This is a genomic window from Xanthomonas euroxanthea (assembly GCF_900476395.1).
Taxonomy (GTDB): Bacteria; Pseudomonadota; Gammaproteobacteria; order Xanthomonadales; family Xanthomonadaceae; genus Xanthomonas; species Xanthomonas euroxanthea.
Genome location: NZ_UIHB01000005.1, coordinates 313,686 through 337,194 on the forward strand (window position 1 = coordinate 313,686; position 23,509 = coordinate 337,194).

The 23,509-nt window shown below is 64.1% G+C and carries 16 protein-coding genes and 1 pseudogene; 12 read left to right on the forward strand and 5 right to left on the reverse strand.

Annotated features, from left to right (window positions below):
* Nucleotides 1-53: 53 nt before the first annotated feature.
* Together CPBF1521_RS15485 and CPBF1521_RS15490 are read left to right on the forward strand one after the other, a co-directional pair.
* Nucleotides 54-1,559, forward strand: coding sequence for a helicase HerA-like domain-containing protein (locus CPBF1521_RS15485; RefSeq protein WP_115677553.1), 1,506 nt, complete (start codon nucleotides 54-56; stop codon nucleotides 1,557-1,559).
* Nucleotides 1,560-1,589: 30 nt separating this feature from the next.
* Nucleotides 1,590-2,150: pseudogene (locus tag CPBF1521_RS15490) on the forward strand (hypothetical protein).
* A 67-nt stretch (nucleotides 2,151-2,217) separates the two neighbouring features.
* Here the strand turns inward: CPBF1521_RS15490 and nudK are convergent.
* A complete protein-coding gene (gene nudK / locus CPBF1521_RS15495) occupies nucleotides 2,218-2,817 on the reverse strand; it encodes a GDP-mannose pyrophosphatase NudK (RefSeq protein WP_104648030.1) in 600 nt (199 codons plus the stop codon).
* Nucleotides 2,818-3,181: 364 nt separating this feature from the next.
* Here nudK and CPBF1521_RS15500 point away from each other — a divergent pair, with 364 nt between their 5' ends.
* Nucleotides 3,182-4,456 (forward strand): hypothetical protein, encoded by a 1,275-nt coding sequence (locus CPBF1521_RS15500; RefSeq protein WP_181901255.1) that lies wholly within the window; start codon nucleotides 3,182-3,184, stop codon nucleotides 4,454-4,456.
* A 413-nt stretch (nucleotides 4,457-4,869) separates the two neighbouring features.
* On the opposite strand, the gene CPBF1521_RS15510 is transcribed toward CPBF1521_RS15500, so the two are convergent.
* Nucleotides 4,870-6,336 (reverse strand): rhomboid family intramembrane serine protease, encoded by a 1,467-nt coding sequence (locus tag CPBF1521_RS15510; RefSeq protein WP_181901256.1) that lies wholly within the window; start codon nucleotides 6,334-6,336, stop codon nucleotides 4,870-4,872.
* 106 nt (nucleotides 6,337-6,442) lie between these two features.
* Between CPBF1521_RS15510 and greB the strand changes: the two genes are divergently transcribed.
* Complete coding sequence (gene greB, locus CPBF1521_RS15515) at nucleotides 6,443-6,949, forward strand: transcription elongation factor GreB (protein ID WP_115677736.1); 507 nt, start codon at nucleotides 6,443-6,445, stop codon at nucleotides 6,947-6,949.
* A gap of 125 nt (nucleotides 6,950-7,074) precedes the next feature.
* Here the strand turns inward: greB and rimO are convergent, their stop codons facing one another.
* Nucleotides 7,075-8,448: a 30S ribosomal protein S12 methylthiotransferase RimO gene (gene rimO, locus CPBF1521_RS15520; protein WP_115677554.1), complete on the reverse strand. Its 1,374-nt coding sequence runs from the start codon at nucleotides 8,446-8,448 to the stop codon at nucleotides 7,075-7,077.
* Nucleotides 8,449-8,629: 181 nt separating this feature from the next.
* Here rimO and CPBF1521_RS15525 point away from each other — a divergent pair, with 181 nt between their 5' ends.
* The 4 genes from CPBF1521_RS15525 to CPBF1521_RS15540 all read left to right on the forward strand — a co-directional run bounded on the left by CPBF1521_RS15525 (nucleotide 8,630) and on the right by CPBF1521_RS15540 (nucleotide 10,368).
* Nucleotides 8,630-9,292 carry a dienelactone hydrolase family protein gene (locus CPBF1521_RS15525; protein ID WP_115677555.1) on the forward strand — a complete coding sequence of 221 codons (663 nt, stop codon included), beginning with the start codon at nucleotides 8,630-8,632 and terminating at the stop codon, nucleotides 9,290-9,292.
* A gap of 17 nt (nucleotides 9,293-9,309) precedes the next feature.
* Nucleotides 9,310-9,726, forward strand: a complete 417-nt coding sequence (locus tag CPBF1521_RS15530) for an HIT domain-containing protein (RefSeq protein WP_181901276.1) — start codon at nucleotides 9,310-9,312, stop codon at nucleotides 9,724-9,726.
* Nucleotides 9,727-9,753: 27 nt separating this feature from the next.
* Complete coding sequence (locus CPBF1521_RS15535; RefSeq protein WP_006452352.1) at nucleotides 9,754-9,921, forward strand: LiaI-LiaF-like domain-containing protein; 168 nt, start codon at nucleotides 9,754-9,756, stop codon at nucleotides 9,919-9,921.
* Between the two features lie 261 nt (nucleotides 9,922-10,182).
* Nucleotides 10,183-10,368 (forward strand): LiaF transmembrane domain-containing protein, encoded by a 186-nt coding sequence (locus CPBF1521_RS15540; RefSeq protein WP_115677557.1) that lies wholly within the window; start codon nucleotides 10,183-10,185, stop codon nucleotides 10,366-10,368.
* 21 nt (nucleotides 10,369-10,389) lie between these two features.
* Here the strand turns inward: CPBF1521_RS15540 and dcd are convergent, their stop codons facing one another.
* On the reverse strand, nucleotides 10,390-10,959 hold the full coding sequence (gene dcd / locus CPBF1521_RS15545; RefSeq protein WP_010366727.1) for a dCTP deaminase: 570 nt from the start codon (nucleotides 10,957-10,959) through the stop codon (nucleotides 10,390-10,392).
* 97 nt (nucleotides 10,960-11,056) lie between these two features.
* A complete protein-coding gene (apbC, locus tag CPBF1521_RS15555) occupies nucleotides 11,057-11,908 on the reverse strand; it encodes an iron-sulfur cluster carrier protein ApbC (RefSeq protein WP_104581933.1) in 852 nt (283 codons plus the stop codon).
* Between the two features lie 337 nt (nucleotides 11,909-12,245).
* Here apbC and CPBF1521_RS15560 point away from each other — a divergent pair, with 337 nt between their 5' ends.
* The 4 genes from CPBF1521_RS15560 to CPBF1521_RS15575 all read left to right on the forward strand — a co-directional run bounded on the left by CPBF1521_RS15560 (nucleotide 12,246) and on the right by CPBF1521_RS15575 (nucleotide 23,503).
* Nucleotides 12,246-15,236 carry a TonB-dependent receptor plug domain-containing protein gene (locus CPBF1521_RS15560; protein WP_115677558.1) on the forward strand — a complete coding sequence of 997 codons (2,991 nt, stop codon included), beginning with the start codon at nucleotides 12,246-12,248 and terminating at the stop codon, nucleotides 15,234-15,236.
* 381 nt (nucleotides 15,237-15,617) lie between these two features.
* Nucleotides 15,618-18,668: a TonB-dependent receptor gene (locus CPBF1521_RS15565; protein ID WP_115677559.1), complete on the forward strand. Its 3,051-nt coding sequence runs from the start codon at nucleotides 15,618-15,620 to the stop codon at nucleotides 18,666-18,668.
* Between the two features lie 245 nt (nucleotides 18,669-18,913).
* Complete coding sequence (locus tag CPBF1521_RS15570; RefSeq protein ID WP_115677560.1) at nucleotides 18,914-21,025, forward strand: M13 family metallopeptidase; 2,112 nt, start codon at nucleotides 18,914-18,916, stop codon at nucleotides 21,023-21,025.
* A 378-nt stretch (nucleotides 21,026-21,403) separates the two neighbouring features.
* Nucleotides 21,404-23,503, forward strand: a complete 2,100-nt coding sequence (locus CPBF1521_RS15575) for a M13 family metallopeptidase (protein WP_115677561.1) — start codon at nucleotides 21,404-21,406, stop codon at nucleotides 23,501-23,503.
* Nucleotides 23,504-23,509 lie beyond the last annotated feature (6 nt).

Below are 23,509 nucleotides of genomic sequence, written 5' to 3' on the forward strand. Positions count from 1 at the left end.
TTGGCCAGCCACGTTGCCCGCTAGAATCCGGCTTTTCCCACCGGACCTGCGCAATGGCCTCGTTCCTGCTCGGCAAAGGCGTCACCGACGACATCCCGGTCGTGCTGGAAGGACGCTTCGGTAACCGCCACGGGCTGGTGGCCGGCGCCACCGGCACCGGCAAGACCGTGACCCTGATGACCCTGGCCGAAGGCTTCTCGCGCATGGGCGTACCGGTGTTCCTGGCCGATGTGAAAGGTGATGTCGCCGGCCTGGCGATGGCCGGCGATGGCGCCGCCGGCGTGCTGCAGCGCGCCACGGAGATCGGCATCGCCGACTACGCGCCGGCCGCCAGCCCGGTGGTGTTCTGGGACCTGTACGGCCAGCTCGGGCATCCGGTGCGCACCACCGTCAGTGAGATGGGCCCTACCCTGCTGGCGCGCATCCTGGAACTCAACGATACCCAGTCCGGCGTGCTCGACATCGTGTTCAAGCTGGCCGATGACCGTGGCCTGCTGTTGCTGGACCTGGACGACCTGCGCGCACTGCTCGCACTGGTGGTCCAGGAGCGCAAGGAACTGTCCACCAGCTATGGCCTGGTCTCCAGCCAGTCGGTGGCGGCGATCCAGCGTGCCCTGCTGCGCCTGGCGCAGGACGGCGGCGAGCACTTCTTCGGCGAGCCGGCGCTGGAACTGGCCGACCTGATGCGCGTGGCGCCGGACGGCCGTGGCGTGATCGGCATCCTGGCGGCCAACCAACTGGTCCTCAAGCCGAAACTGTATTCCACCTTCCTGCTGTGGCTGTTGTCGGAACTGTTCGAACGTTTGCCCGAGGTAGGCGATCTGGAACAACCCAAGCTGGTGTTCGTGTTCGACGAAGCGCACCTGCTGTTCGACGACGCGCCGGCCGCACTGGTGCAGCGGATCGAGCAGGTGGTCCGGCTGATCCGCTCAAAGGGCGTGGGCGTGTATGTCTGCTCGCAGTTTCCCGACGACATTCCGGACAACATCCTCGGCCAATTGGGTAATCGCGTGCAGCATGCCTTGCGCGCGTTCACCCCGCGCGACCAGAAGGCGGTCAGGACCGCGGCGCAGACCTTCGTGGCCAATCCCAGGCTCGATGTGGCCACGGCGATCTCCAGCCTCGGCACCGGCGAGGCACTGGTGTCGCCACTGCACGGCAAGGGCGTGCCGGCACCGGTGCAGCAGACCGTGATCGCCCCGCCACGCTGCCGCATGGGTGCCATCAGCGAGACCGAGCGCACGCAGGTGCGCGCCGCCAGCCCGGTCGGCACCCGCTACGACACCGCGATCGACCGTGAATCGGCCGCCGAGCTGCTGGCGCGCCGCGTCGAGCAGGTCGCCGAACATAACGCCGCACCGCCGACGCGCACCAGCGCGGATGACGACGCGCAAGACAGCGGCTTCGGCAAGGCGGTCAAGGACGCGGTGTTCGGCACCAGCCGCCGCCAGGGCATGCTTGAGACGATGGCCAAGCAGACCTCGCGTACGATCGGCAACAGGATCGGCCAGCAGATCGTGCGCGGTATCTTCGGCAGCATCTTCGGTGGGAAGCGCTGATCGCAGTGACAAACAACAAGGACGAACGCTATGCGCAAGACATGGCTCCATTTCGGCGGGGTTGCAGTGATTGTCCTGGCTGCCACCCCGAGCGTCGCACAGAAACAGCAACACAATCCTGACTACGACTACACACCGGGTTCCAACTATGGCCCGATCCAATGGCCATTACGCCGCCAACATTTTCTCGCCGGACATTATGTAGGCAGGCTGCAGGTCGCAGTGGATCGACTCGACTGCCCCACCGCTATTGCAGATTTGCGGTTAGAGGCAATCAAAGGTGACTAGGACAGCCACCGCTACACCCTAAAGTACACGTGCCTGTCCGGGCGGGACCCGGACTATCGCAAGCGTACCGTGACACTGCGCAGCACCTGGTGGATCGACGAGATAGCGGGTAGCTGTCTTGTGCTGGAAAGAGAACCGGATCCAAAGCGCACGATTTCCTCTTATCCACTCTATGGCTTTCGCATCGACGCAAATGGCGACCCCAAGCTCAAGGTTGCCAGCTTGCTATCGCAGGACGGGTCCGACTGTGAGAGCGGTGGAGCATCCGAATACGTCGATAAGCAACTTAAACGCATTCGCTGACTGCAGCATTCCTTCGCTGCCGGCAGCTGAAAAGCTGCCAGCGATCCACACTAACGATGCTCACTGCTTAGCCCAGCACACCATGCAACTTGGCGTATTGCAGCAACATGATGGTCTTGGCATCGGCGATCTCACCGGTAGCGATCATCGCCAGCGCGGAGTCGAGGGACAGTTCCAGCACCTCGATCTCCTCGCCGTCTTCTTCGAGCCCGCCGCCCTCGCCGACCTTGTCGCCGTCGAAGTATTCGCCGACAAAGAAATACAGACGCTCGGTTACCGAGCCCGGGCTCATGAACGCCTCGAACACCTTGCGCACGTTGTCGATCCGGTAGCCGGTTTCCTCTTCGGTTTCCTTGCGGATACAGGTCTGCGGATCGTCCATATCCAGCAGGCCGGCGCAGGCTTCGATCAGCATGCCGTCGGGGTTGCCGTTGAGCAGCGTCGGCAAACGGAACTGGCGGGTGAGCATCACCGTCTGCCTGGCACGGCTATACAGCAGGATGGTGGCGCCATTGCCACGATCGTAGGCCTCGCGCGATAGGGTCTGCCAGCGGCCGTCCTTGCGCTGAAAATCGAACGTGACCTTGCGCAGCACGTACCAATTGTCCGAGAGCACATCGATGCTGCGAATGCGGACCTGCGGGTTGCCGGTGGCGGATGGATTCAAGCGACACTCCTTGTGATGCGAGCGATGGCAGTGCCGGGACGCGGCGCGCCCGGTCGCCCGTACGGGCCGCAAGGATTGCGGCGGGCCACCATGTTACCTACCGCTCAGCCGGCGCGTCAGGCAATGACGCACATAGTGCATCGGCGGCCCGTCGATACACGCATCATGCCATCGGAGACCTGACACGTCCCGATGCAATACCGGCACCGACACCCGCCCAGCGGGGCCAGCAAATATCCAGGCCGTGCCGGCGACATGCCGCCAAGCATTGGCCATTCCAGACTCAGTTGATTCGCCCTGCCCCAATTGCGCGACGGCACGCGCCACCGCACAATCCGTTCACATCACACGCCTGGGGAGCGTCATGGAAGACCGTTTTCGCGCACGCAAGGTGGCCGCGCAGACCGCGCCGGCACCGTTCTGGACCCGCATTCCTGCCATTGCCAGCTATCCGCTGCGCGGCTCGGCGCTTTACGCATTGATTGCACTGACGCTGTGCAGCGCGCTGCTGGTGCTGCCGGGCATCCTGAAACTGGTGATTGCCGGAGTGCTCGGCATGGCCACCTACACCTATGCCTTCGACATCCTGCGCCATACCGCCGACGGGCAAGCCGATGCTCCGCGGCTGGGCTACAACAGCTTCGACAGCGCGGTGCTGCGGCTGATCCTGCTGGCGTTTGCGCTGGGCATCGTCATCGGTGCGGCAGGCGTGCTGGCGGGCAAGCCCGGCCTGACCATCGCGTACCTGGTGGTGCAGTTGCTGCTGCCGGGCATGATGATTGCACTGGCCATCGACGGCAGCCTGCGCCGCGCCCTCAACCCGGCCGTGTCGATCGACATGGCTCTGCGCATCGGCTGGCCGTATCTGGCCGCATACGGTTTGCTGTACGTGATCCAGGGCAGCGCTACCGCAGCGATCTTCATCGCGGTGAAGTCTCTGCCGCCGATCGTGCGCGAGGCGACGATCGTGATTGCCTCGATCTGGAGCCTGTTCGCCAGCTTCCACCTGATGGGTTATCTGGTGTACCAGTACCACGAAGAACTGGGCTACGTTCCCAGCGGCGGCGCGGCGTCCGAGCGCGAAGACCCGGATCAGCGCCTGCTCGACGAAGCAGAACAGTACGTGCGCGATGGCCATTCCGAGGAAGCATTCCAGACACTGCGCGCGGCGGTGCGTTCGCGTGCGGTGAGCCTGGCGGTGCACGAGCTGTATCAGCGCCTGCTGCGTCAACACCGTCGCAACGACGAACTGCGCGAGCACACCCGCCAGTACATCAATCGTCTGCTGCAGGAAAGACAGGAGCGTCGCGCGCTCGGGTTGCAGCGCGAAGCGCTGGATGGCGACTCCACGTTCACCCCGCTGACGCCTGAGCAAGCCACCTTGCTGGCCGAGCGCGCGAAGATGGCCGGGCAGTTCCAGCTGGCGACCGATGGCCTGCTTGCGGCCATTGCCGCATGGCCGCGCGATCGGATGATGCCGGCCTGGTCACTGGACGCGGGCCTGCTGCTGGCCGAACGGTTCGGCCGCGACGAGCGGGCGCGCGAGGTACTGCAAGACGCACTGGCTCACTGCGACGATGATGCACTGCGCGCGAAGCTGGAAGCCGTGCTGAAAGCGGTGGCGATCCAACCGGCCTGAGCAGCCAACAAAGCTTTTTGAGGCGCAGCTCAGATGCTCCACCATCGGTCCGTCGCGCGACGTGTACTGCTTGCAGCCCTACAGACCGACCATCTCGACTGGTCCTTGCCCGCCCACCGTCGCGGGGCCTTACGCGGCATGGATGCCGCGCAAGAGCCTACATGGACGTACTTGCGGCGTGTCGTGCGATGGTGGGCGGGTAAGGGCCCTGCAGCCAGGCTGCAGATCCACCGCTCTGCAACTCATCCATCCGCGCTAGATAATTCTGCTCGAGGCAGAAGACACAACAGCAACCCGGACCTCACGTAGCAGTGTCTTTCAAGTGCAGTCAAATGCCAGGTCAAAAGCTCGGTGAGTCGAGCGCGCGATGCCCTCACCGCTTGCGTTGGCAACACGGATCGCGCAGAAACCACTCATCCGTTTTCGAGCAAAAAGCGCGCCTTGCCGGCCTGTGCCTGCTCGGGGAACTGCTCCAGCAGCTGACGCAGCAAGCGCGTACGCTGCGCGCCGTCCTGCAACTCGCCGTGTCGCAAGGCCAGCACGAACCAGTGCTGCGCCAGCTCATCGCGCGGCACATCCAGCCCAACCTCCTTCAACAGACGTTCGGCATCGGCCAGCAGTCCATTGCGCAGGCAGGTGGCGATCAGCGCCATGCGGGCCGATGGCGCGTAGTCGGTCCCGGCCTTGCTCAGTTCGGCAGCCACCGTCAGCTGGTTGCGCGTCTGTTCGGCGTGATGGGTGTGCAGCTGCAATAGCGTCTGCGCATGTCGCACGCTGTCCTGGCTGCGACCGGCATTGCGCGCGGTGCGGTAGCGCGCGAGCGCCACGTCCAGACAATGCGGCTGCTCGCTGGCCAGCTCCGCCAGCAGGCGCTCGGCTTCCGCGTTTTCCATGCGTCCCAGATGTCGCTGCGCGCGCTCCCAGCGATCGTCCACCAGCACTGCCTCGCTCTCCTCCATAAAGGACTCACGCGTGCGCCGCAGCAGCACCAACGCGACGCCGAGCAACGCGCCACTGATCAGCCCACCGGCATGCGCCTCGAAGGCGACGTCGCCGTTGTCGTTCCAGAACAGGCTGTACAGCTCCCAACCCAGCCACAGCGGCAGCAGCAGGATCGCCGGACCGCGCACGTAGTCGAATACCACGAAGAACCAGTAGAAGAAGCGCACCTTGCGCCGGCCCCAGACCACGCAGAACGCGCCCATCAAGGCGGCGATCGCACCGGAGGCGCCCAGGCCACCGCCCGGCGCTCCCCAGCGCCACCACAGGCTGGCCGCGCTGGCGCCGAACCCGCCGAGCAGATACAGCAGCAGGAACCAGCCGCTGCCGATCGCCCCTTCCAGCAAGGTGCCCAGCGCCAGCAGAAACAGCATGTTGCCCAGCAAATGATCGAAGCTGCCATGCAGGAAGGTGGCCGTCAGCATCCTCGCGGGAGACCACTCGGAGCTGCGCTGCAGATACCGCAGCGTGAACACCCTGGACAGGCGTGCATCGTAGGGGGCGCGCAATGTGCGCCATTCGCTCAAGCGCGCCTGGTCCTCGAACAATGCGCCGCTGCGCAACGCCTGTGCGAAGGCCACGTCGTGCATCGTCAGGTGCGCCAGATACGCAAGGCGTTGGCGCGCCGGCACGCTGTCCAGCCTGGCCCGGCGCGCAGCGCGCAACTTGGTGTCGTCGGTCTGCTGCAGATAGCGCTCGTGGGCTTGCGCCTCCAGTGCACCGAGGCCGGACTCGACGTAGTAGCGCACCGCGTTTTCGACCAGCGCGTCGTCCTTGCGTTGATAGCCCAGGTAGACCACCACATTGACCAACACCAGCAGCAGGGTCACCCAGGGAATGTTCTGGCGCGACCAGGGTTTGTGCAGCGGCATCAACAGCATGACAACGTCCGTGTCCGAGAGAGCGCAAAGCTTCGCCGTGCGACGGCAGATGCGCAAGCCGGCCATGCGCGCTAGCATCGCGGCCCCGCTGTCGGATACACCGCCCATGAGCCGCTGGCGCCCGCCCGCCGAAAAAAGCACCGCACTGATCACGCCCGACGGCCACGCCCGGCTCAAGGCCGAGCTGGAAGAGCTGTGGCGCGTGCGTCGGCCGGAAGTGGTTCGTGCGCTGGCCGCCGCCGCGGCCGAGGGCGACCGCTCGGAGAACGCCGAGTACACCTATCGCAAGAAGCAGCTCGGCGAGATCGACCGCCGCGTGCGCTACCTGAGCAAACGGCTGGAAGCGCTGCGCGTGGTGGATACCGCACCGACCGATCCGCGCGCGGTGTTCTTCGGCGCACAGGTCGAACTGGAGGACGCCGACAGCGGCGAGCTGCTGCACTACCGCATCGTCGGCCCGGACGAAACCGACGCCGGACGCGGCTGGATCAGCATCGACTCGCCCTTGGCACGCGCGCTGCTGAAAAAACGCGTGGACGACGAGTTCGAAGCGCAGTTGCCGTCGGGCAAGCACAGCTTCGTGGTGGTGTCGGTGGATTACGCCACTCAGTAGGCGAGTGATCGCACTCTGCCGACCTGCGTGTAGGAGCGCACTTGTGCGCGATGGGGCGTTATCGATAAGGCCCCATCGCGCACAAGTGCGCTCCTACGGACAGATGTGCAAGGACCAGCGCCCAGTTACACCATCTGCAGATTCAACGGACGTCCCTGCTGGATTGCGACATTGGCCGGCAATGCATCGCCGAACAGATCGTGCTCGTCGCTGTCGGTGATTTCCACATCGACCAGATCCCCCACCTTCAAGCCGCGCTCGCCGCCGTTCTGGATATGTACCAGGCCATCGATCTCCGGTGCGTCCGCGCGCGAGCGCGCCACCGCGATATCGTCTTCGATCAGGTCGACCAGGCATTGCTGCACGCTGCCAATCTTCGCCTCCAGCCGCGCGGCAGAAATTTCCGCCTGCCTGGCCATGAAGCGCGCCAGGCGCTCCTGCTTGAGCTCTTTCGGCACCTGATCCGGCAGCGCGTTGGCGCTGGCGCCTTCCACCGGGGAATAGGCGAACGCACCGACGCGGTCCAGCTGGGCCTGATCCAGAAATTCCAGCAGCGATTCGAACTCGGCATCGGTCTCGCCGGGGAAGCCGACGATGAAGGTGGATCGCACCGTGATCTCCGGGCACATCGCCTTCCAGCGCTGCACGCGCTCGAGGGTTTTTTCCACCGCGCCCGGGCGCTTCATCAGCTTGAGGATGCGCGGGCTGGCGTGCTGGAACGGGATGTCCAGATACGGCAGCAGCTTGCCTTCGGCCATCAGCGGAATCACATCGTCCACGTGCGGGTACGGATACACGTAATGCAGGCGCGTCCACACGCCGAGCTCCGACAAGCCTTCGCACAGCGCCTTCATGCGGGTCTGGTACATGCGGTCGCGCCACGGGCGCTCGGCATACTTCAGATCCACGCCATAGGCCGAGGTGTCCTGCGAGACCACCAGCAATTCCTTGACCCCGCCGCGCACCAGCCGCTCGGCTTCGCGCAGGACCTCATCCACAGGACGCGAGGCCAGGTCGCCGCGCATGGACGGGATGATGCAGAAGCTGCAGCGGTGGTTGCAGCCCTCGGAAATCTTCAGATACGCGTAATGGCGCGGGGTCAGCTTGATGCCGTAGTCGGGCACCAGATCGACGAACGGGTCGTGGCGCGGCGGCAGTGCCGCATGCACCGCCTCCATCACGCTCTGGTAGTCCTGCGGGCCGGACACCGCCAGCACCTGCGGGTAGGCCTCGCGGATCTGTTCCGGGCGCTTGCCCAGGCAGCCGGTGACGATCACCTTGCCGTTGGCGTTCATCGCCTCGCCGATCGCGTCCAGCGACTCGGTCACCGCCGAATCGATGAAACCGCAGGTATTGACCACCACCACGTCGGCAGCGTCGTAGCTGGGCACGATGTCGTAGCCCTCCACGCGCAGCTGGGTGAGGATGCGTTCGGAGTCGACGAGCGCCTTCGGACAGCCAAGGCTGACGAAGCCGACTTTGGGGTTCAGCTGGGACATGAAAGCAGGAGCCTGGGAACGGAGCGGCCTGGGGCCTGAGTGGAGCAATTATAGCGGCGCGCGGGCAGCGCTCTGAACCGCGCGCCGGGCAAGCAATCTCATCTTAGCGAGTCCCTCACCTGCAGCGCCGCCGATCCGGTCGATAATGCGCGCCTTCCCCCTTACCGCAGCAGGAGTTCCCATGGGTCACTGGACCACGCTCGACACCCCCGACGGCCAGGTCGCCGCCTGGCACGCCACCCCGACCACCAGCCCGCGCGGCGGCCTGGTGGTGATCCAGGAAATCTTCGGCGTCAACGACCATATCCGCGCGGTGGCCGACGACTACGCCGCGCGCGGCTACGAAGTGCTGGCGCCGGCCTTCTTCGACCTGGAAGAGAAGGACGTGCAACTGCCCTACGACCAGGAGAGCCTGCAGCGCGGCCTGGCACTGGCCAATGCGGTCGGCCTGGAGCGCGCGGTGGAGGTGGTCAAATCCGCTGCCACCCTGCTCAGCCGCGCCGGCAAGGTCGGCACCGTGGGCTATTGCTGGGGCGGCTCGGTGGCGCTGCTGTCGGCGATCCGCCTGGGGCTGCCCTCGGTGAGCTATTACGGCGGCCGCAACACCCAGCTGCTGGACGAAACCCCGACCGCACCGGTGATGTTCCACTTCGGTGAGCAGGACAGCAGCATTCCGCCCGAGGCGATCCAGGCCCACCGCGAGAAGCTGCCGCAGATGGAGACCTTCGTGTATCCCGCCGGCCACGCCTTCAACCGCAGCATCGACCCAAACCACTACGACGCCGACAGCGCCGAGCGTGCGCTGCAACGCACCCTGGGCTTCTTCGAAGCGCATCTGGGATGAGCGAGGTTGCAGCAGGCATGTCCGAGGCGCGCGACTTTCAGCTCGATGCGCGGCTGGCCGCCGACAGCGTGTTCGTCGCCGACGGACCGCTGTCGCAGGTGCGGCTGATGGACGACAGCCGCTTCCCATGGCTGCTGCTGGTGCCGCGGGTGGCCGATGCCAGCGAGTGGATCGATCTGGACGGCGGCCAGCAGCGCCTGTTGCTGGCCGAGATCAATCAGCTCTCGCAGCTGCTGCGGGTCGAGCCCGGCGTCGCCAAGCTCAATATCGGCGCGCTGGGCAACATCGTGCAGCAGTTGCATGTGCACCTGGTCGGCCGGCATCCGGGCGACGCGGCCTGGCCCGGCCCGGTCTGGGGTAGCGGCAGCGCGCAGCGCTCCGACCCCGATACGCTGCAGCAGCGTGTCGCTGCATGGGCGCAGCGGCTACGATAGGCGCCCGCCTCACAACCACCTTCCCGCATGAAATCCAATGTCGTCGCCGCACTGATCCTGATCCTCGTCGGCCTGCTGTTCCTGGCCAACAACCTGGGCTGGACCAATGTCAGTCTTGGCCGGCTGATCGCCACCTGGTGGCCGGCGGCGTTGGTTGCCTGCGGTGTGGGGATGTTGTTTGGGCGCGGCAAGTAGTCGGGAATCGGGAATCGGGATTGGGGAATCGTGAGAGCGGGCTTCAGGCGCTGTTGATTCCCTGGTTTGCTTTGGTGTCTTCCAAGAGACAGCCCCGATTGCGCGCTGGCGCCGTCTGGCCGCTGATTCGCCAGCCTGTGCCCCTGGCTACCTCTCGGCTTTGCCGACATGACGTTTGTCATCCGCACGTGTTGACTTCCGGCACCTGATCGGCAGGCGCATTGCGCGCAGCATGGCCTCCTACCTACCGAGGACGCCACCATGCACTACCGCCTGATCCCTGCCCTGTTCCTGATCACGCTGGGCACGCTGTTTCTGCTGGACAACCTCGGGCTGGCCCGTCTCGATGTGGGCAACCTGGTGTCGACCTGGTGGCCGGCGTTGCTGATCGCCGCGGGCGTGCGCCACCTGCTGCGCTACCGCGAGCGGGCGGCCGCCACCTGCTGAAGGCGCGGCCGCACCATGGCATCAGGTGCGCGGCAGGGTCACGCCGGTCTGGCCCTGGTACTTGCCGCCGCGGTCCTTGTACGAGGTCTCGCAGACCTCGTCGGACTGGAAGAACAGCATCTGCGCCACGCCTTCGTTGGCGTAGATGCGCGCCGGCAGCGGCGTGGTGTTGCTGAATTCCAGCGTGACGTGGCCTTCCCATTCCGGTTCCAGCGGGGTCACGTTGACGATGATGCCGCAGCGCGCATAGGTGCTCTTGCCCAGGCACACCACCAGGGTGTCGCGCGGGATGCGGAAGTATTCCACCGTCCGCGCCAGCGCAAAGCTGTTCGGCGGGATGATGCACACATCCGATTCGATATCGACAAAGCTGCCCGGGTCGAAGTGCTTGGGGTCGACGATCGTCGAGTTGATGTTGGTGAAGATCTTGAACTCGCGCGAGCAGCGCACGTCGTACCCGTAGCTGGAGGTGCCGAAGCTGACGATGCGCTGGCCGGCGGCATCGTGCTTGATCTGCCCGGGCTCGAACGGCTCGATCATCGCGTGCTGTTCGGCCATGCGCTTGATCCAGCGGTCGCTCTTGATGCTCATGCGGTGTTCCTTGAAGACGGAAGGCGGCAGGCCGAGCGGCCCGCGCGAAAGGCAGCGAATTCTAGCAAGCGGCCGGCACCAGCGGCCGGCCTGCGCGCTACAGCAACGACGCCGAAATCGGGATGCTGGCGCGTGGGCGCTTGCCCAGCTCCTCGGACAGCCGCGCGGCGGCAGCCAGATAGGCCCGCGCTGCCGCCGACTCCGGCGCGGCCACCACGATCGGCTGGCCGGCGTCGCCCTGCTCGCGGATCGCAATCGCCAATGGCAACGACCCGAGCAAGGGCACACCGTACTGCGCGGCCATGCGCTCACCGCCGCCTTCGCCGAACAGGTGCTCGCGGTGACCACAGCTGGAGCAGGTATGCACCGCCATGTTCTCGACGATGCCAAGCACCGGCACCTCGACCTTTTCGAACATCTTCAAGGCCTTGCGCGCGTCCAGCGTGGCGATGTCCTGCGGCGTGGTGACGATCACCGCACCGGCCACCGGGATCTTCTGCGACAAGGTCAGCTGGATGTCGCCGGTGCCCGGCGGCAGGTCGATCAGCAGGTAATCCAGGTCGTCCCACAGTGTGTCGTTGAACAGCTGGGTCAGCGCCGAGGTCGCCATCGGCCCGCGCCAGATCATCGGCGTGTCCTGGTCGACCAGCAAGCCGATCGACATCGCCTCGATGCCGAACGCGCGCAACGGCTCGATCGACTTGTTGTCCGGGCTGTCCGGCCGCCCGCTCAGGCCCAGCATCGCCGGCACGCTCGGCCCATAGATATCCGCGTCCAGCACGCCCACGCGTGCGCCCTGCTGACGCAGGGCCAGTGCCAGATTCACCGCCGTGGTGGATTTGCCCACCCCACCCTTGCCGGAGCCGACCGCGATCACATTGCGGATCCGCGGATGCGGCGCCAACGCGCCCTGCACCGCATGCGCGGGAATTCTGCGTTCGCCGGTCATGCGCATGCGCTCCGGGGGAGATCGATCGCCTTGCTTGAAGCGCGTTGCACCATCGTCGTCATTGTCTGCCTGATTGCTCGTGCTGGCGCCGCAGCGATGGCTGCATCGCCAGCCGCAGCGCTGGAAAGGTCGTCAGTTTACCCAGTCCGGCCATAGGCAGACGCGTTGCAAGCCGTCAGCAGCCAGGCGTGCCGAAGACTCCTGCATGTGTCGACCAATGACAAATTTCACAAATATGGACACATGATTAAGGAATTGTTACGTTCGAATTCCAGTTCAGCCAGCGCTCAGCGAGCGCGACTGTTTCGCCAAATCTCAGCGAGGAATCCGCAAGGTCATGTCGAGTCGTCTTCCGCAACACACCCAGCGTCATCGTTTGAGCACCGCGTTGTTTGCCGTGCTGGCCGCTTCTGCCGGCCACGCCGCCGCGCAGTCGGAAAGCGGGGTCGCGCCCGGCACCACTGATCTGGACAAGGTCACCGTCACCGGCTCGCGCATTGCGCGTACCGGCTTTGTCACGCCCTCGCCGGTCACTGCGATCAGCGCCGAGGAAATCCGCGCCACTGGCGCGACCACCATCAGCGATCTGATGGCGCGCATGCCCGCGCTGGCACCGAGCTACACGCTGGGCAACTCCACCCGCTTCATCGGCACCGCCGGGCTGGGCCTGCTCGACCTGCGCGGCATGGGCGTGGACCGCACATTGGTACTGGTCAACGGCCGCCGCCATGTTGGTTCGAGCCCGGGCTCGACCGCGGTGGACGTCAACACCATTCCGGTGGAATGGGTCGAACGCGTGGAAGTCATCACCGGTGGCGCCTCGGCCGTGTATGGCGCCGATGCGGTGGCCGGCGTGGTCAACTTCATCCTCAAGAAGAACTTCACCGGTTTCGAGACGCGTGCGCAGACCGGCCTGGCCGACGAGGGCAACTACAACCGCTCCTTCGCCAGCTTCTCGGCAGGCACCGACTTTGCGGATGGCCGCGGCAACATCGCGGTGTCCGGCGAATACAGCAAGCAGGACCGCTTCGGTCGCGGCAACCGCGCCATCGGCCGCGAATATCTGGTGTCGGTTCCGAACCCCGCGTTCGACCCGAGCCAACCGCCGAGCGAACGCAATCCGCAGAATGTGCTCAGCGGCCCGGGCGGCAATCATTCCACGTCCTACGGCGGCACCTTCAACCTGGGCACATTCGATTTCCGCAACCCGGCCAGCTATGGCAACCGCTACCTGTTCAACCAGGACGGCAGCTTCCGCCGCAATCGCTACAACGGCCCGGTGGTCAGCAATACCTCGTGCGTGGATTGCGATTTCGTCGATCTGAATGCGGTTGCCGACCTGCAGCCCGGCTTCGATCGCAAGAGCGTCAACACCATGATCAACTTCGAGATCAGCGCGAACCATCGCCTGTTCTTCGAGGGCAAGTACAGCGAGACCGATTCGGAATTCTTCGGCCAGCCGGCATTCGACAGCTCGCTGCGCGTGCGTCGTCAGAATCCGTATGTCAGCCCCGAACTCGGTGCGCTGATGGATTCGCGCGGTGCCACCCAGATCCTGATGAACCGCTTCAACGTCGATGCCGGCCGTCGCGGCGAGAACATCGAGCGCAAGACCTATCGCGCAGTGCTCGGCGCCGAAGGCAATTTCACCGACAACTGGAGCTACGACGTGTCTGCCAACTACGGCAAGACCACGGTCGACCGCCTGAACCTCAACAACCGCATCAATGAGCGCTGGCAAGCCGGTATCGACGCCGCACGCGATGCTAGCGGCAACATCGTCTGCCGCACCACGCTGGATCCGGGCGCGATCAACCCCCACACCAACCGCGTCTATTCGGCACTGGCGCGCGAAGGCTGCGTGCCGTTCAGTGTGTTCGGCAACGGCGCGGTGACCCCGGAAGCAGGGGCGTGGTTCAACACCACCGCGCGCTCGCAGGCCAAGATCCAGCAGACCGTGTTCAGCGCATCGGTGGCCAACAGCAACCTGCTGTCGCTGCCGGCCGGCGACATCGGGTTTGCCGGTGGCGTGGAGTACCGCAAGGAGCAGAGCGAGGAGATCACCGATCCGCTCGCAGCCTCGGGCGTGACCTTCCTCAACGCCATCCCCAATAGCGGTGGCGAGTACACCGTCAAGGAAATCTTCGTCGAGAGCACCATTCCATTGCTCGCCGGCCTGCCGGGGGTGGACCGGTTGGCGCTGGACGTGGCAGGCCGCTATTCGGACTACGACAGCATTGGCTCGACCAAGACCTGGAACGTGGGCCTGGACTGGACCATCATCCCCTCGCTGCGTCTGCGCGGCACGCTGGCACAGGCAGTGCGCGCGCCCAGCATCGGCGAGCTGTACGACTCGCAGAGCGAGAACTTCGCGACTATCAACGATCCCTGCAACTACCTGCCGACCAACACCAACCGCCCGGGCACCGCAGGCGACGTGGCATTGCGCCAGGCCAACTGCAGCGCGCTGGGCGTGCCGGTGGGCTGGATCGACACCTTCACCTCCACCCGCCCCGGCGTCAGCGGCGGCAACCCGGAGCTGAAGCCGGAGCGCGCGCGCAGCCTGTCCTATGGCCTGGTGTGGCAACCGGAGTTCTTCGACGGCTTCGGCATGTCGATCGACTACTGGCGCATCGACCTGCAGGACGCGATCGGCACCGTGACCGCAGAGACCAATGCCACGCGTTGCGTGGACAATCCAGGTGGCATCGACAACAGCTTCTGCGGCTTCGTGCAGCGCGCCCCGCTGGGTGGATTCACCGACCCGCAGGGCCGCATCTATCCCGAGCACAGCATCATCGGCTGGCAGGCGCTCAATGAAAACCTGTCGCGCTCGCGGCGTGTGGGCGTGGATCTGGAAATGGACTACCGCTTCCAGGTCGGCGAAGGCAACACCGTGCTGCGCCTGGTCGGCACCCGTTTGATCCAGTCGCGCGAATGGGTGTTCCAGGACTTCCCGGCCGAGTACGACGAGTACGTGACCTACGTGACCGACCCGCGCTGGCGCGCGCAGTTCCAGACCAAGTACAACTGGAACGAATGGCGCGCCTCGTGGGACATGAACTACGTGGACGGCAACCTGCGCGTGACACCGGAAAGCTACAACAGCAATCCGGGCTCGGCCAGCCCGATCAGGAACGGCTCGTACACCTATCACAACTTCCAGTTCGGCTATCAGTTCCCCGGCTCGAAGATCGACGTCTACCTCGGCATCGACAACGCCTTCGACAAGGATCCGCCGCGTAACTACTTTGGCTCGGACTTCACCTCTGCGCTGTACGACAACGTCGGACGGTTCTTCTATCTGGGGACAACGGTGCGGTTCTGAGGCCTGTTGACGCTGCATCGAAAAGACCCCGTTCGACGGGGTCTTTTTTTTGCGTCATGTTTCAGCTGAAACCATTCAACCAAACGCGACAATCTGTGAAGGGGGCACAGCCCGAATGCCGCATTCGGTTGATTGATTCGATGTCATGCCGCATCGCACGCACTGACAAAAATGAATACTCGTGCAGGTGACGCGTGCCCGCGTCCGCATGCCCGCTGAATTGTGCGCAGATCCGCATATTCGGTGCGGATCTCACCCTTTTCATTAACGAATCATTCAAAGCGCTTGCGACCGAGCCCACAGATTCATTACGTTCGGGTTAAGGCCATCTGACTCTCCGATGACCGCCACTTCTCCCGATACCCAGCTGAAAGGTTAGGAATGAGCAATCAATTTCGTCGCCACGCCCTCAAGCGCACTGCTCTGGCAGTCGTGCTCGGCGCCTGTCTCGCCAACGGTGCAGTCTACGCACAGAGTACGACCGGCAGCATCTACGGTAGCGCTCCCTCGGAAGCCGGTAGCACCATCGTCGTGCAGAGCGACACCGGCCTCAGCCGCACGATCACCATCGACGCCAATGGCCGTTACAACCTCGGCTCGTTGCCGGTCGGCGCCTACACCGTGACCTTGAAGCGTGGCGATCAGGTCGTCGACACTCGCAAGAACGTGCAGTTGCGCGTCGGATCCGGCACTGAGGTCTCGTTTGCAGGCGCAGCCGCCTCTGGCGGAAACGCCGATGCAACCACGCTAGGGGCAATCACCGTCACCGCCGCCAATGCACCGAAGATCGACGTGAGCTCCACCAGCTCGCGCTCGGTGATCACGTCCCAGCAGCTTGCGATCCTGCCTCTTGGCCGTAGCGCGGAAGCAATTGCCTTGCTGGCACCGGGTGCCGTGGCGGGCAGTGGCGCATTCGATAACGGCTCACGCTCGGTCGTTTCGTTCGGCGGCGCCGGCGTCACTGAAAATGCTTACTACATCAACGGATTCAACGTCAGCAACCCGCTTAGCAACCTCGGTGGCGTGAGCTTGCCGTATGGCGCGATCGACCAGCAGGAGACCTACACCGGCGGCTACAGCGCGCGTTACGGTCGCTCGACCGGCGGCGTGATCAATCAGGTCGGCAAGCGTGGTACCAACGAATGGCATTTCGGTGCTCAGGCAGTCTGGGAACCCAAGTCGCTCGCAAGTTCGCCCGAGAACGTGCGCTTCCCCAATAACACCTTGCCAGATGGATTTGAATACACCAATCCGGATCAACCCGGCACACTGTATCGCAGCCGCAAGGACGACGCAGCGACTCGCACGGTCTATAGCGCGTATGCGGGCGGCCCGTTGATCGAAGACAAGCTGTTTGTTTTCGTGGCAGGCGAATCGGACAAGACCGATGGCGTTTCCACCAACTCCAGCGCGGCAAGTGTCCTGGGACGGAACAACTACGCCTATAGCGCGCCAAAGTTTTACGGCAAGATCGACTGGAATATCAACGACAGCAACATTGTGGAATACACCCGCATCGAGAGCACTGATCGTCGCGCTGGGTATTACACCGATTTCGATTACGACACATCAACCGGTGGTGGCCGCAGCGGCACGTTCGCTGATACCTACAAGATCAAGGACCGGTACGATATCTTCAAGTACACCGGTTATCTCACCGACGACCTGACCTTGAACGCCACATGGGGCCGTAGCCGCCAGGACAATCTGCAGAGCAATCCGTACGTTTCCACTCTTCCTTACCTGCAGAATGTTACTAACCAGGACCCTGCGCTGACCGGTGGTACCCCGATCACCAATGACCAGGCAAGCAACCGCATCAAGGCAGCTCTTCCGCAGAACAAGACCCGCAGCCTGCGCCTTGAACTCGAATACCGGCTTGGTGACCACGACCTGACCGCCGGCGTGGATAACATGTACTTCAATGCGTCCAATGAAGGTGTTCAGACGACCGGGCCGGGATACCAGTGGCTGTTTGCGCGTCAGTCCAACCCTGCGGTCGACATCCGCCCGAGCCTTGGTGTCGGCCCTTCCGGCGGCAATGGCTACTACGCACAGCGCCGCATTTTCACCACGACAACAAGCATGGCAGTCGAGCAGAAGGCCTATTACCTGGAAGATCGCTGGCAAGTCACCGACAAGTGGCTGGTATTGCTTGGCATCCGTAACGACAAGTTCACCAACTTCAACAGCGCAGGCGCTCCCTATGTTGACAGTGGTGATCAGTGGGCACCACGTCTGGGCGTGAGCTGGGATGTGTTCGGCGATTCGTCGCTGAAGCTGTACGCCAACCTGGGACGCTACTATCTGGCACTGCCCAATAGCGTTGCGGTGCGCGGTGCATCTGCTTCCACCTATACCGATGAATACTTCGCCTACAGCGGGCTGGACGCAAATGGAGAGCCTACTGGCTTGAGGGCGTTGGGCCCGGGCCCGGTCTCGTCGAATGGCGAATACGGGCAGACGCCCGATCCGAATTCGTTCGCACCGAGCGACTTGAAGTCTCAGTACCAGGATGAGTTCCTGATGGGCTTTGAGAAGACGCTTGGCGAGAAGTGGAACTCGGGTGCAAAGGTGACCTATCGCAAGCTGCAGACCGCGATCGATGACGTCTGCGATACAGGCCGGATAGCAGATAAGCTCGAGGCCGGTGGTATCGATTCCTCGTCCGTTGCCATTCCTGGCTGCGTGATGTTCAACCCTGGCGAAACCAACACCTACAACTTGGCCAATGTCGACGGCTCGGGCCGCACGCAGGTGCGTATGTCTCAGGAGGATTGGGGATTCACCAGCGGTGCCAAGCGTAACTACGTGTCGGTCGACTTGTTCCTGGAACATCCGTTCGACGAAAAGTGGTTCGGCCGCGTCGATTACACCTGGTCGCATCTGTACGGCAACACCGAAGGCCAGGTGAAATCCGATCTGGGACAGGCTGACGTTTCCAAGACGCAGGACTGGGACTCGGCAGAGCTGATGTACTACGCAGGTGGAAGTCTGGCCAATGATCGCCGCCATCAGTTCAAGGCATTCGGTGCCTATCAGTTCACACCGGAATGGATGGCATCTGCCACGGTGCGCGTGTTGTCCGGCACACCAAAATCGTGCCTGGGCTATTTCGGCGAGGGCGAGCAGGATCCGATTGGCTATGAGTCGGCTTACCACTATTGCGCCGGTTCTCCTTCTCGTCCGGGCGACGCAGGCCGCACGCCTTGGCTGACGAATCTGGATCTGGGCGTGACCTATCGCCCGTCGTTTGCCGATCACAAGCTCGCCATCGGGCTGCAGGTCTTCAACGTACTCAACGACCGCGATGCCACACGTACGGAAGCGGTGTACGGGGACGACCGTTACACGGTGTCCAACACCTATGGCATGGGCACCTACTTCAACCCACCGCGCTTCGTCCGTCTCTCTGCGGCTTATGACTTTTAAGCGCAGCGTTCAGAACTAGAACACGCACTTCTCCACGGCCCCGAAAGGGGCCGTTTTTTTTAGTGCGTCCCCTACTGCAGCTGCGTCGGAGCCCGCCTCCCGCCCCTCTACACACCCCGCACCCATGACCTTCGACACCATGCCATCCGGCTGGCGAGGCGTAGAGTGCCGGCCACGGCTCCGGCGACGGAGCTTCCCAATCGACTGCTGCTCCTGGAGCCTTTGTGATTCGAACACCTCATCTATTGACGTTGACCCTGGCCGTGGCGGCCGCGCTCAGTGGTTGCAAGAAATCCGACGACGCTGCGCCGGCGGCCCCGGCCGGCGACGCCGCAACTGCGGCAACCGCTGCGCCTGCGGCGCCCAAGACGCTGACCCTGGACCAGAGCAAGCTGCCGGCCGTGAACCAGTTCACCGCCGCCGATCTGGACCCCAACGGCAATGCCTGCACGGATTTGAATGCCTACGCCAACGCCAAGTTTTTGGCCGCCAACCCGGTGCCGGGCGATCGCACCAGCTGGGGCGCGTTCGAGATGCTCGACGAGCGCTCCAATGCGATCCAGCAGCAGCTGGTCGAACAGGCCGCAGCCGACACCGGCGCCACCGGCGTGGAAAAGATCGTCGGCGACCTGTGGTCCACCGGCATGGACGAGGCCAAGATCAATGCCCAGGGCATCGAGCCGCTGAAGCCGGAACTGGCCGCGATCGACGCCATCAGCGACCAGGCCAAGCTGGTCGACTATCTGCGCAGCAGCGCGGCCAAGGGCAACAACGAGCTGTTCGGCTTCGGCGCCGAGGCGGATTTCAAGAAGTCCAGCCAGAACATCGCCTATGCCATGCAGGGTGGCCTGGGCCTGCCGGACCCGGAGTACTACACCAGCGCCGCCAACAAGGCCAAGCTGGAGGCCTACCAGGCGCACGTGGCCAAGGTGCTGGAACTGTCCGGCGTGGCCGCGGCCGATGCCGCCGCGCAGGCCAAGCAGGTGGTCGCGTTCGAAACCCGTCTGGCCAAGGTCTCCAAGACCAGCACCCAGATGTCGCGCGATGCGTCACTGGCCTACAACCCGATCTCGCCGGCCGAAGCCGACAAGCTGACGCCCAACTGGTCGTGGACGGAGTTCTTCAAGTCGCAGGGCGTCCCCACGCCGGAGATGTTCTCGCTGGCGATCCCGGCCTTCCACCAGGAAGTGAGCAAGATGATCGCCGACACCGATCCGGCGATCTGGCGTGCCTACCTGCGCTTCCACACCGTCGATGGCGCCTCGCCGTTCCTGAGCCAGCCGTTCGTCGATGAGAATTTCGCGTTCTACAACCAGACCCTGCGCGGGCAGAAGCAAATCAAGCCGCGCTGGAAGCGCGTGCTGGCCACCATCAACGGCCAGACCGGCGAAGCGCTGGGCCAGATGTACGTCAAGGTCGCCTTCCCGGCCGATTCCAAGGCCAAGATGGAAACCCTGGTGACCAATCTGCGCACTGCGCTGAAGGCCCGCATCGAAAAGCTGGACTGGATGAGCCCGGAGACCAAGACCAAGGCGATCGCCAAGTGGGAGAGCTTCACGCCCAAGATCGGCTACCCGGAAAAGTGGCGCGAGTGGAACGGCTTGACCACCAGCCGCGACAGCTACCTGGGCAACGTGATGGCCGCGTCCGAGTACAACTACAAGTGGAACCTGTCTAAGATCGGCAAGCCGGTGGACAAGACCGAATGGGGCATGAGCCCGCAGACGGTCAACGCCTACTACAACCCGCTGCAGAACGAGATCGTGTTCCCGGCCGCGATCCTGCAGCCGCCGTTCTTCGACCCGAATGCGCCGGAGGAAATGAACTACGGCGGCATCGGTGCGGTGATCGGGCATGAGATGACCCACGGCTACGACGACCAGGGCAGCCGCTTCGGTGCCGACGGCAACTTCATCGCCGATCCGGGCTGGTGGACGCAGAAGGACCTGGACGCGTTCAAGGCGCGCACCGGCAAGCTGGTCGCGCAGTTCGACGGCTACCGCACCCCGGCCGGCGACAAGGTCAAGGGCGACCTGACCCTGGGCGAAAACATCGCCGACCTGGGCGGCCTCAACACCGCCTACGACGCGATGAAGACCGCCACCGCCGGCAAGGACGATCCCAAGACCGACGGCATCACCCGTGACCAGCGCTTCTTCCTCAACTGGGCCACGGTGTGGCGCCGCAACTTCACTCCGGAAGAGCTGGTGGTGCGCCTGAAGACCGATCCGCATGCCCCGGCCAACTTCCGCGCCATCGGTGCGCCGTCGAACATGCCGGCGTTTGCCGCCGCGTTCTCGTGCAAGGCTGGCGATCCGATGGTGCGCCAGGGCGACAAGCAGGTGGTGATCTGGTAATTGCACGGTAGCTGCAAACAACGGGGGCGGCGATCGAGAGATCGTCGCCCTTTTGTTTTGCGACAGTGGAGCGCGATGCCGCCAAGATCGCGCGCTACGCCTGCAGGTGGCGGATTCAACACGTGCATCGCGCATCGGACGCGGCTTGCTGCAGGTGGCGCAACTTACGCAGGCCGCCTCTCTTTGCGTCTCCCCCTGCCATTTACGCCCTCAGGCGGCCTGCCGCGGCGCACCCTTGTTCCTTTTTCGGGCCATGCCATCGGGCATCGGTGCCCCACCCCTCGTCGCCTTCAAAACAAGTCTCAATAAAGCTCAAGCCTGCGTGCCGGCACGGCAGCGCCCGCCTATCCTCGGCGCTCCTTCCTGCCCATTTCCGCCATGTCCGCCATCAAGACCTCGACACTCGCCCTCAGCCTGCTGATCGCACTGGCCGGCTGCAAGCGCGCCTCCGACGACGGCAGCGCCACGAAGACGCCGGACGCGCTGGCGCCTGCGGCGACCCTCGCCCCATCCAAGTCGGCGCTGGACATCGGCGAACTGGATCCGACAACAAGCGCATGCCAGGACCTGGACAACTTCGTCAACGGAAAATGGCGCAAGGCCAACCCGATACCGGCAGATCGCACCAGTTGGGGCGTCAGCGACATCCTGACTGAACAAAGTGAACTCGTGCAGCGTGAGATCGCTGAAGCCGCAGCCAAGCACGAAGGCGCACAGGCCGATCCGGTGGCCCGCAAGATCGGCATGCTGTATGCGTCGGGCATGGACGAGGCCGCGATCGAGGCTGCGGGTGACCAACCGATCCGTCGGCAACTGGAAGCCATCGCCGCGCTGACCTCCGGCGGGCAGGTCGCCGATTACATCACCGGCCGCTACGCAGAGGGCGACGCGCAGGTCTTCTACTTCGGTGCCGGCGCCGATTTCCACACGGCGGACATGCAGATCGCCTTCGCCACCGAGGGCGGCCTGGGTTTGCCGACCAAGGAGTACTACAGCGCCGCCGAGTACGCGCCCATCCGTGCGGCATATCTGGACTACATCGCCAAGTCGCTCGAACTCACCGGCATTGCCAAAGACCCAGCGCGTGCGCAAGCCAACGACGTGCTTGCGCTGGAAACGCGCCTGGCGGCTGCTACGTTGAGCCGGGTCGAGGCACGTCAACCGCAGAATCAGTATCACTTCGTCAGCCTGGCCGAAGCGGACAAACTGACGCCGCACTTCTCCTGGACGCGCTTCTTCGCCGCCCAGGGCGTGGACGCAGGGTCCGGCTTCTCGCTGTCGCATCCGCGCTTCTTCGCAGAGTTCGACCGCCAGCTCGCCAGCGCTCCGATCGCGCAGTGGCAGGCCTACCTGCGCTTCCATACCATCGACGATGCATCCGGCGACCTCAGCAAGCCCTTCGCCGACAACAACTTTGCGTTCTACGGCAAGACGCTGCACGGGCAACCGGAACAGGAACCCCGCTGGAAGCGCGTGCTGCGCAGGGTCAATACCAGCATGGGCGAAGGCCTGGGCCAGCTGTATGTGGCCAGGATGTTCACCCCCGAAGCCAAGCAGCGCGCCAGCGAGCTGGTGGACAACATTCGCTCTGCGCTCAAGGTGCGTATCGAACACGTCGACTGGATGAGCGCGCAGACCAAGGCCAAGGCCCTGGCCAAGTGGCAAACCTTCCAGCCGAAGATCGGCTACCCCGATACCTGGCGCGACTGGTCCGGGCTGGAGATCGTTCCCGGCGCGTACCACCGCAATCTGCAGGCGGCGGCCACATTCAACTATCGCTACGACATCGCCCAGATCGGCAAGCCGACCGACCGCACCCGTTGGGCGATGACCCCGCAGACCGTCAACGCCTACTACGACCCCAGCGCCAACTCCATCAACTTCCCGGCAGGCATCCTGCAGCCACCGTTCTTCGACCCCAAGGCCGACGATGCCCTCAACTATGGCGGTATCGGTGCAACGATCGGGCATGAAGCCATGCACGGCTTCGACGACCAGGGCAGCCAGTTCGATGGTGCGGGCAACAACGTGAACTGGTGGACGCCACAGGATCGCAAGGTATTCGAGCAGCGGGCCGATGCCCTGGTTCGACAGTTCGATGCCCACGCTCCACTGCCCGACCACCCCGACCGGCACGTCAATGGCAAGCTCACCCTTGGCGAAAACATCGCCGATCTGGGCGGCACCAATGTCGCCTACGACGCGCTACAGGCGGCATTGCGGGCGCATCCCGAGCGGGCGGCCGCCATCGATGGCTACACCCCGGATCAACGCTTTTTCCTGGGGTTTGCGCTCAGCTGGCGCGGGCAGATGCGTGAGAAGCAGCAACTGGTCGATCTGGCAAGCAACCTGCATGCCCCCGACAACCTGCGCGCGAACGCCTCGCCGTCCAACATGCCGCAGTTCGCCCACGCCTTCGCCTGCAAGCCCGGCGATGCGATGGTGCGCCCGGACAAGGACCGCGTGGTGATCTGGTAACCGGCT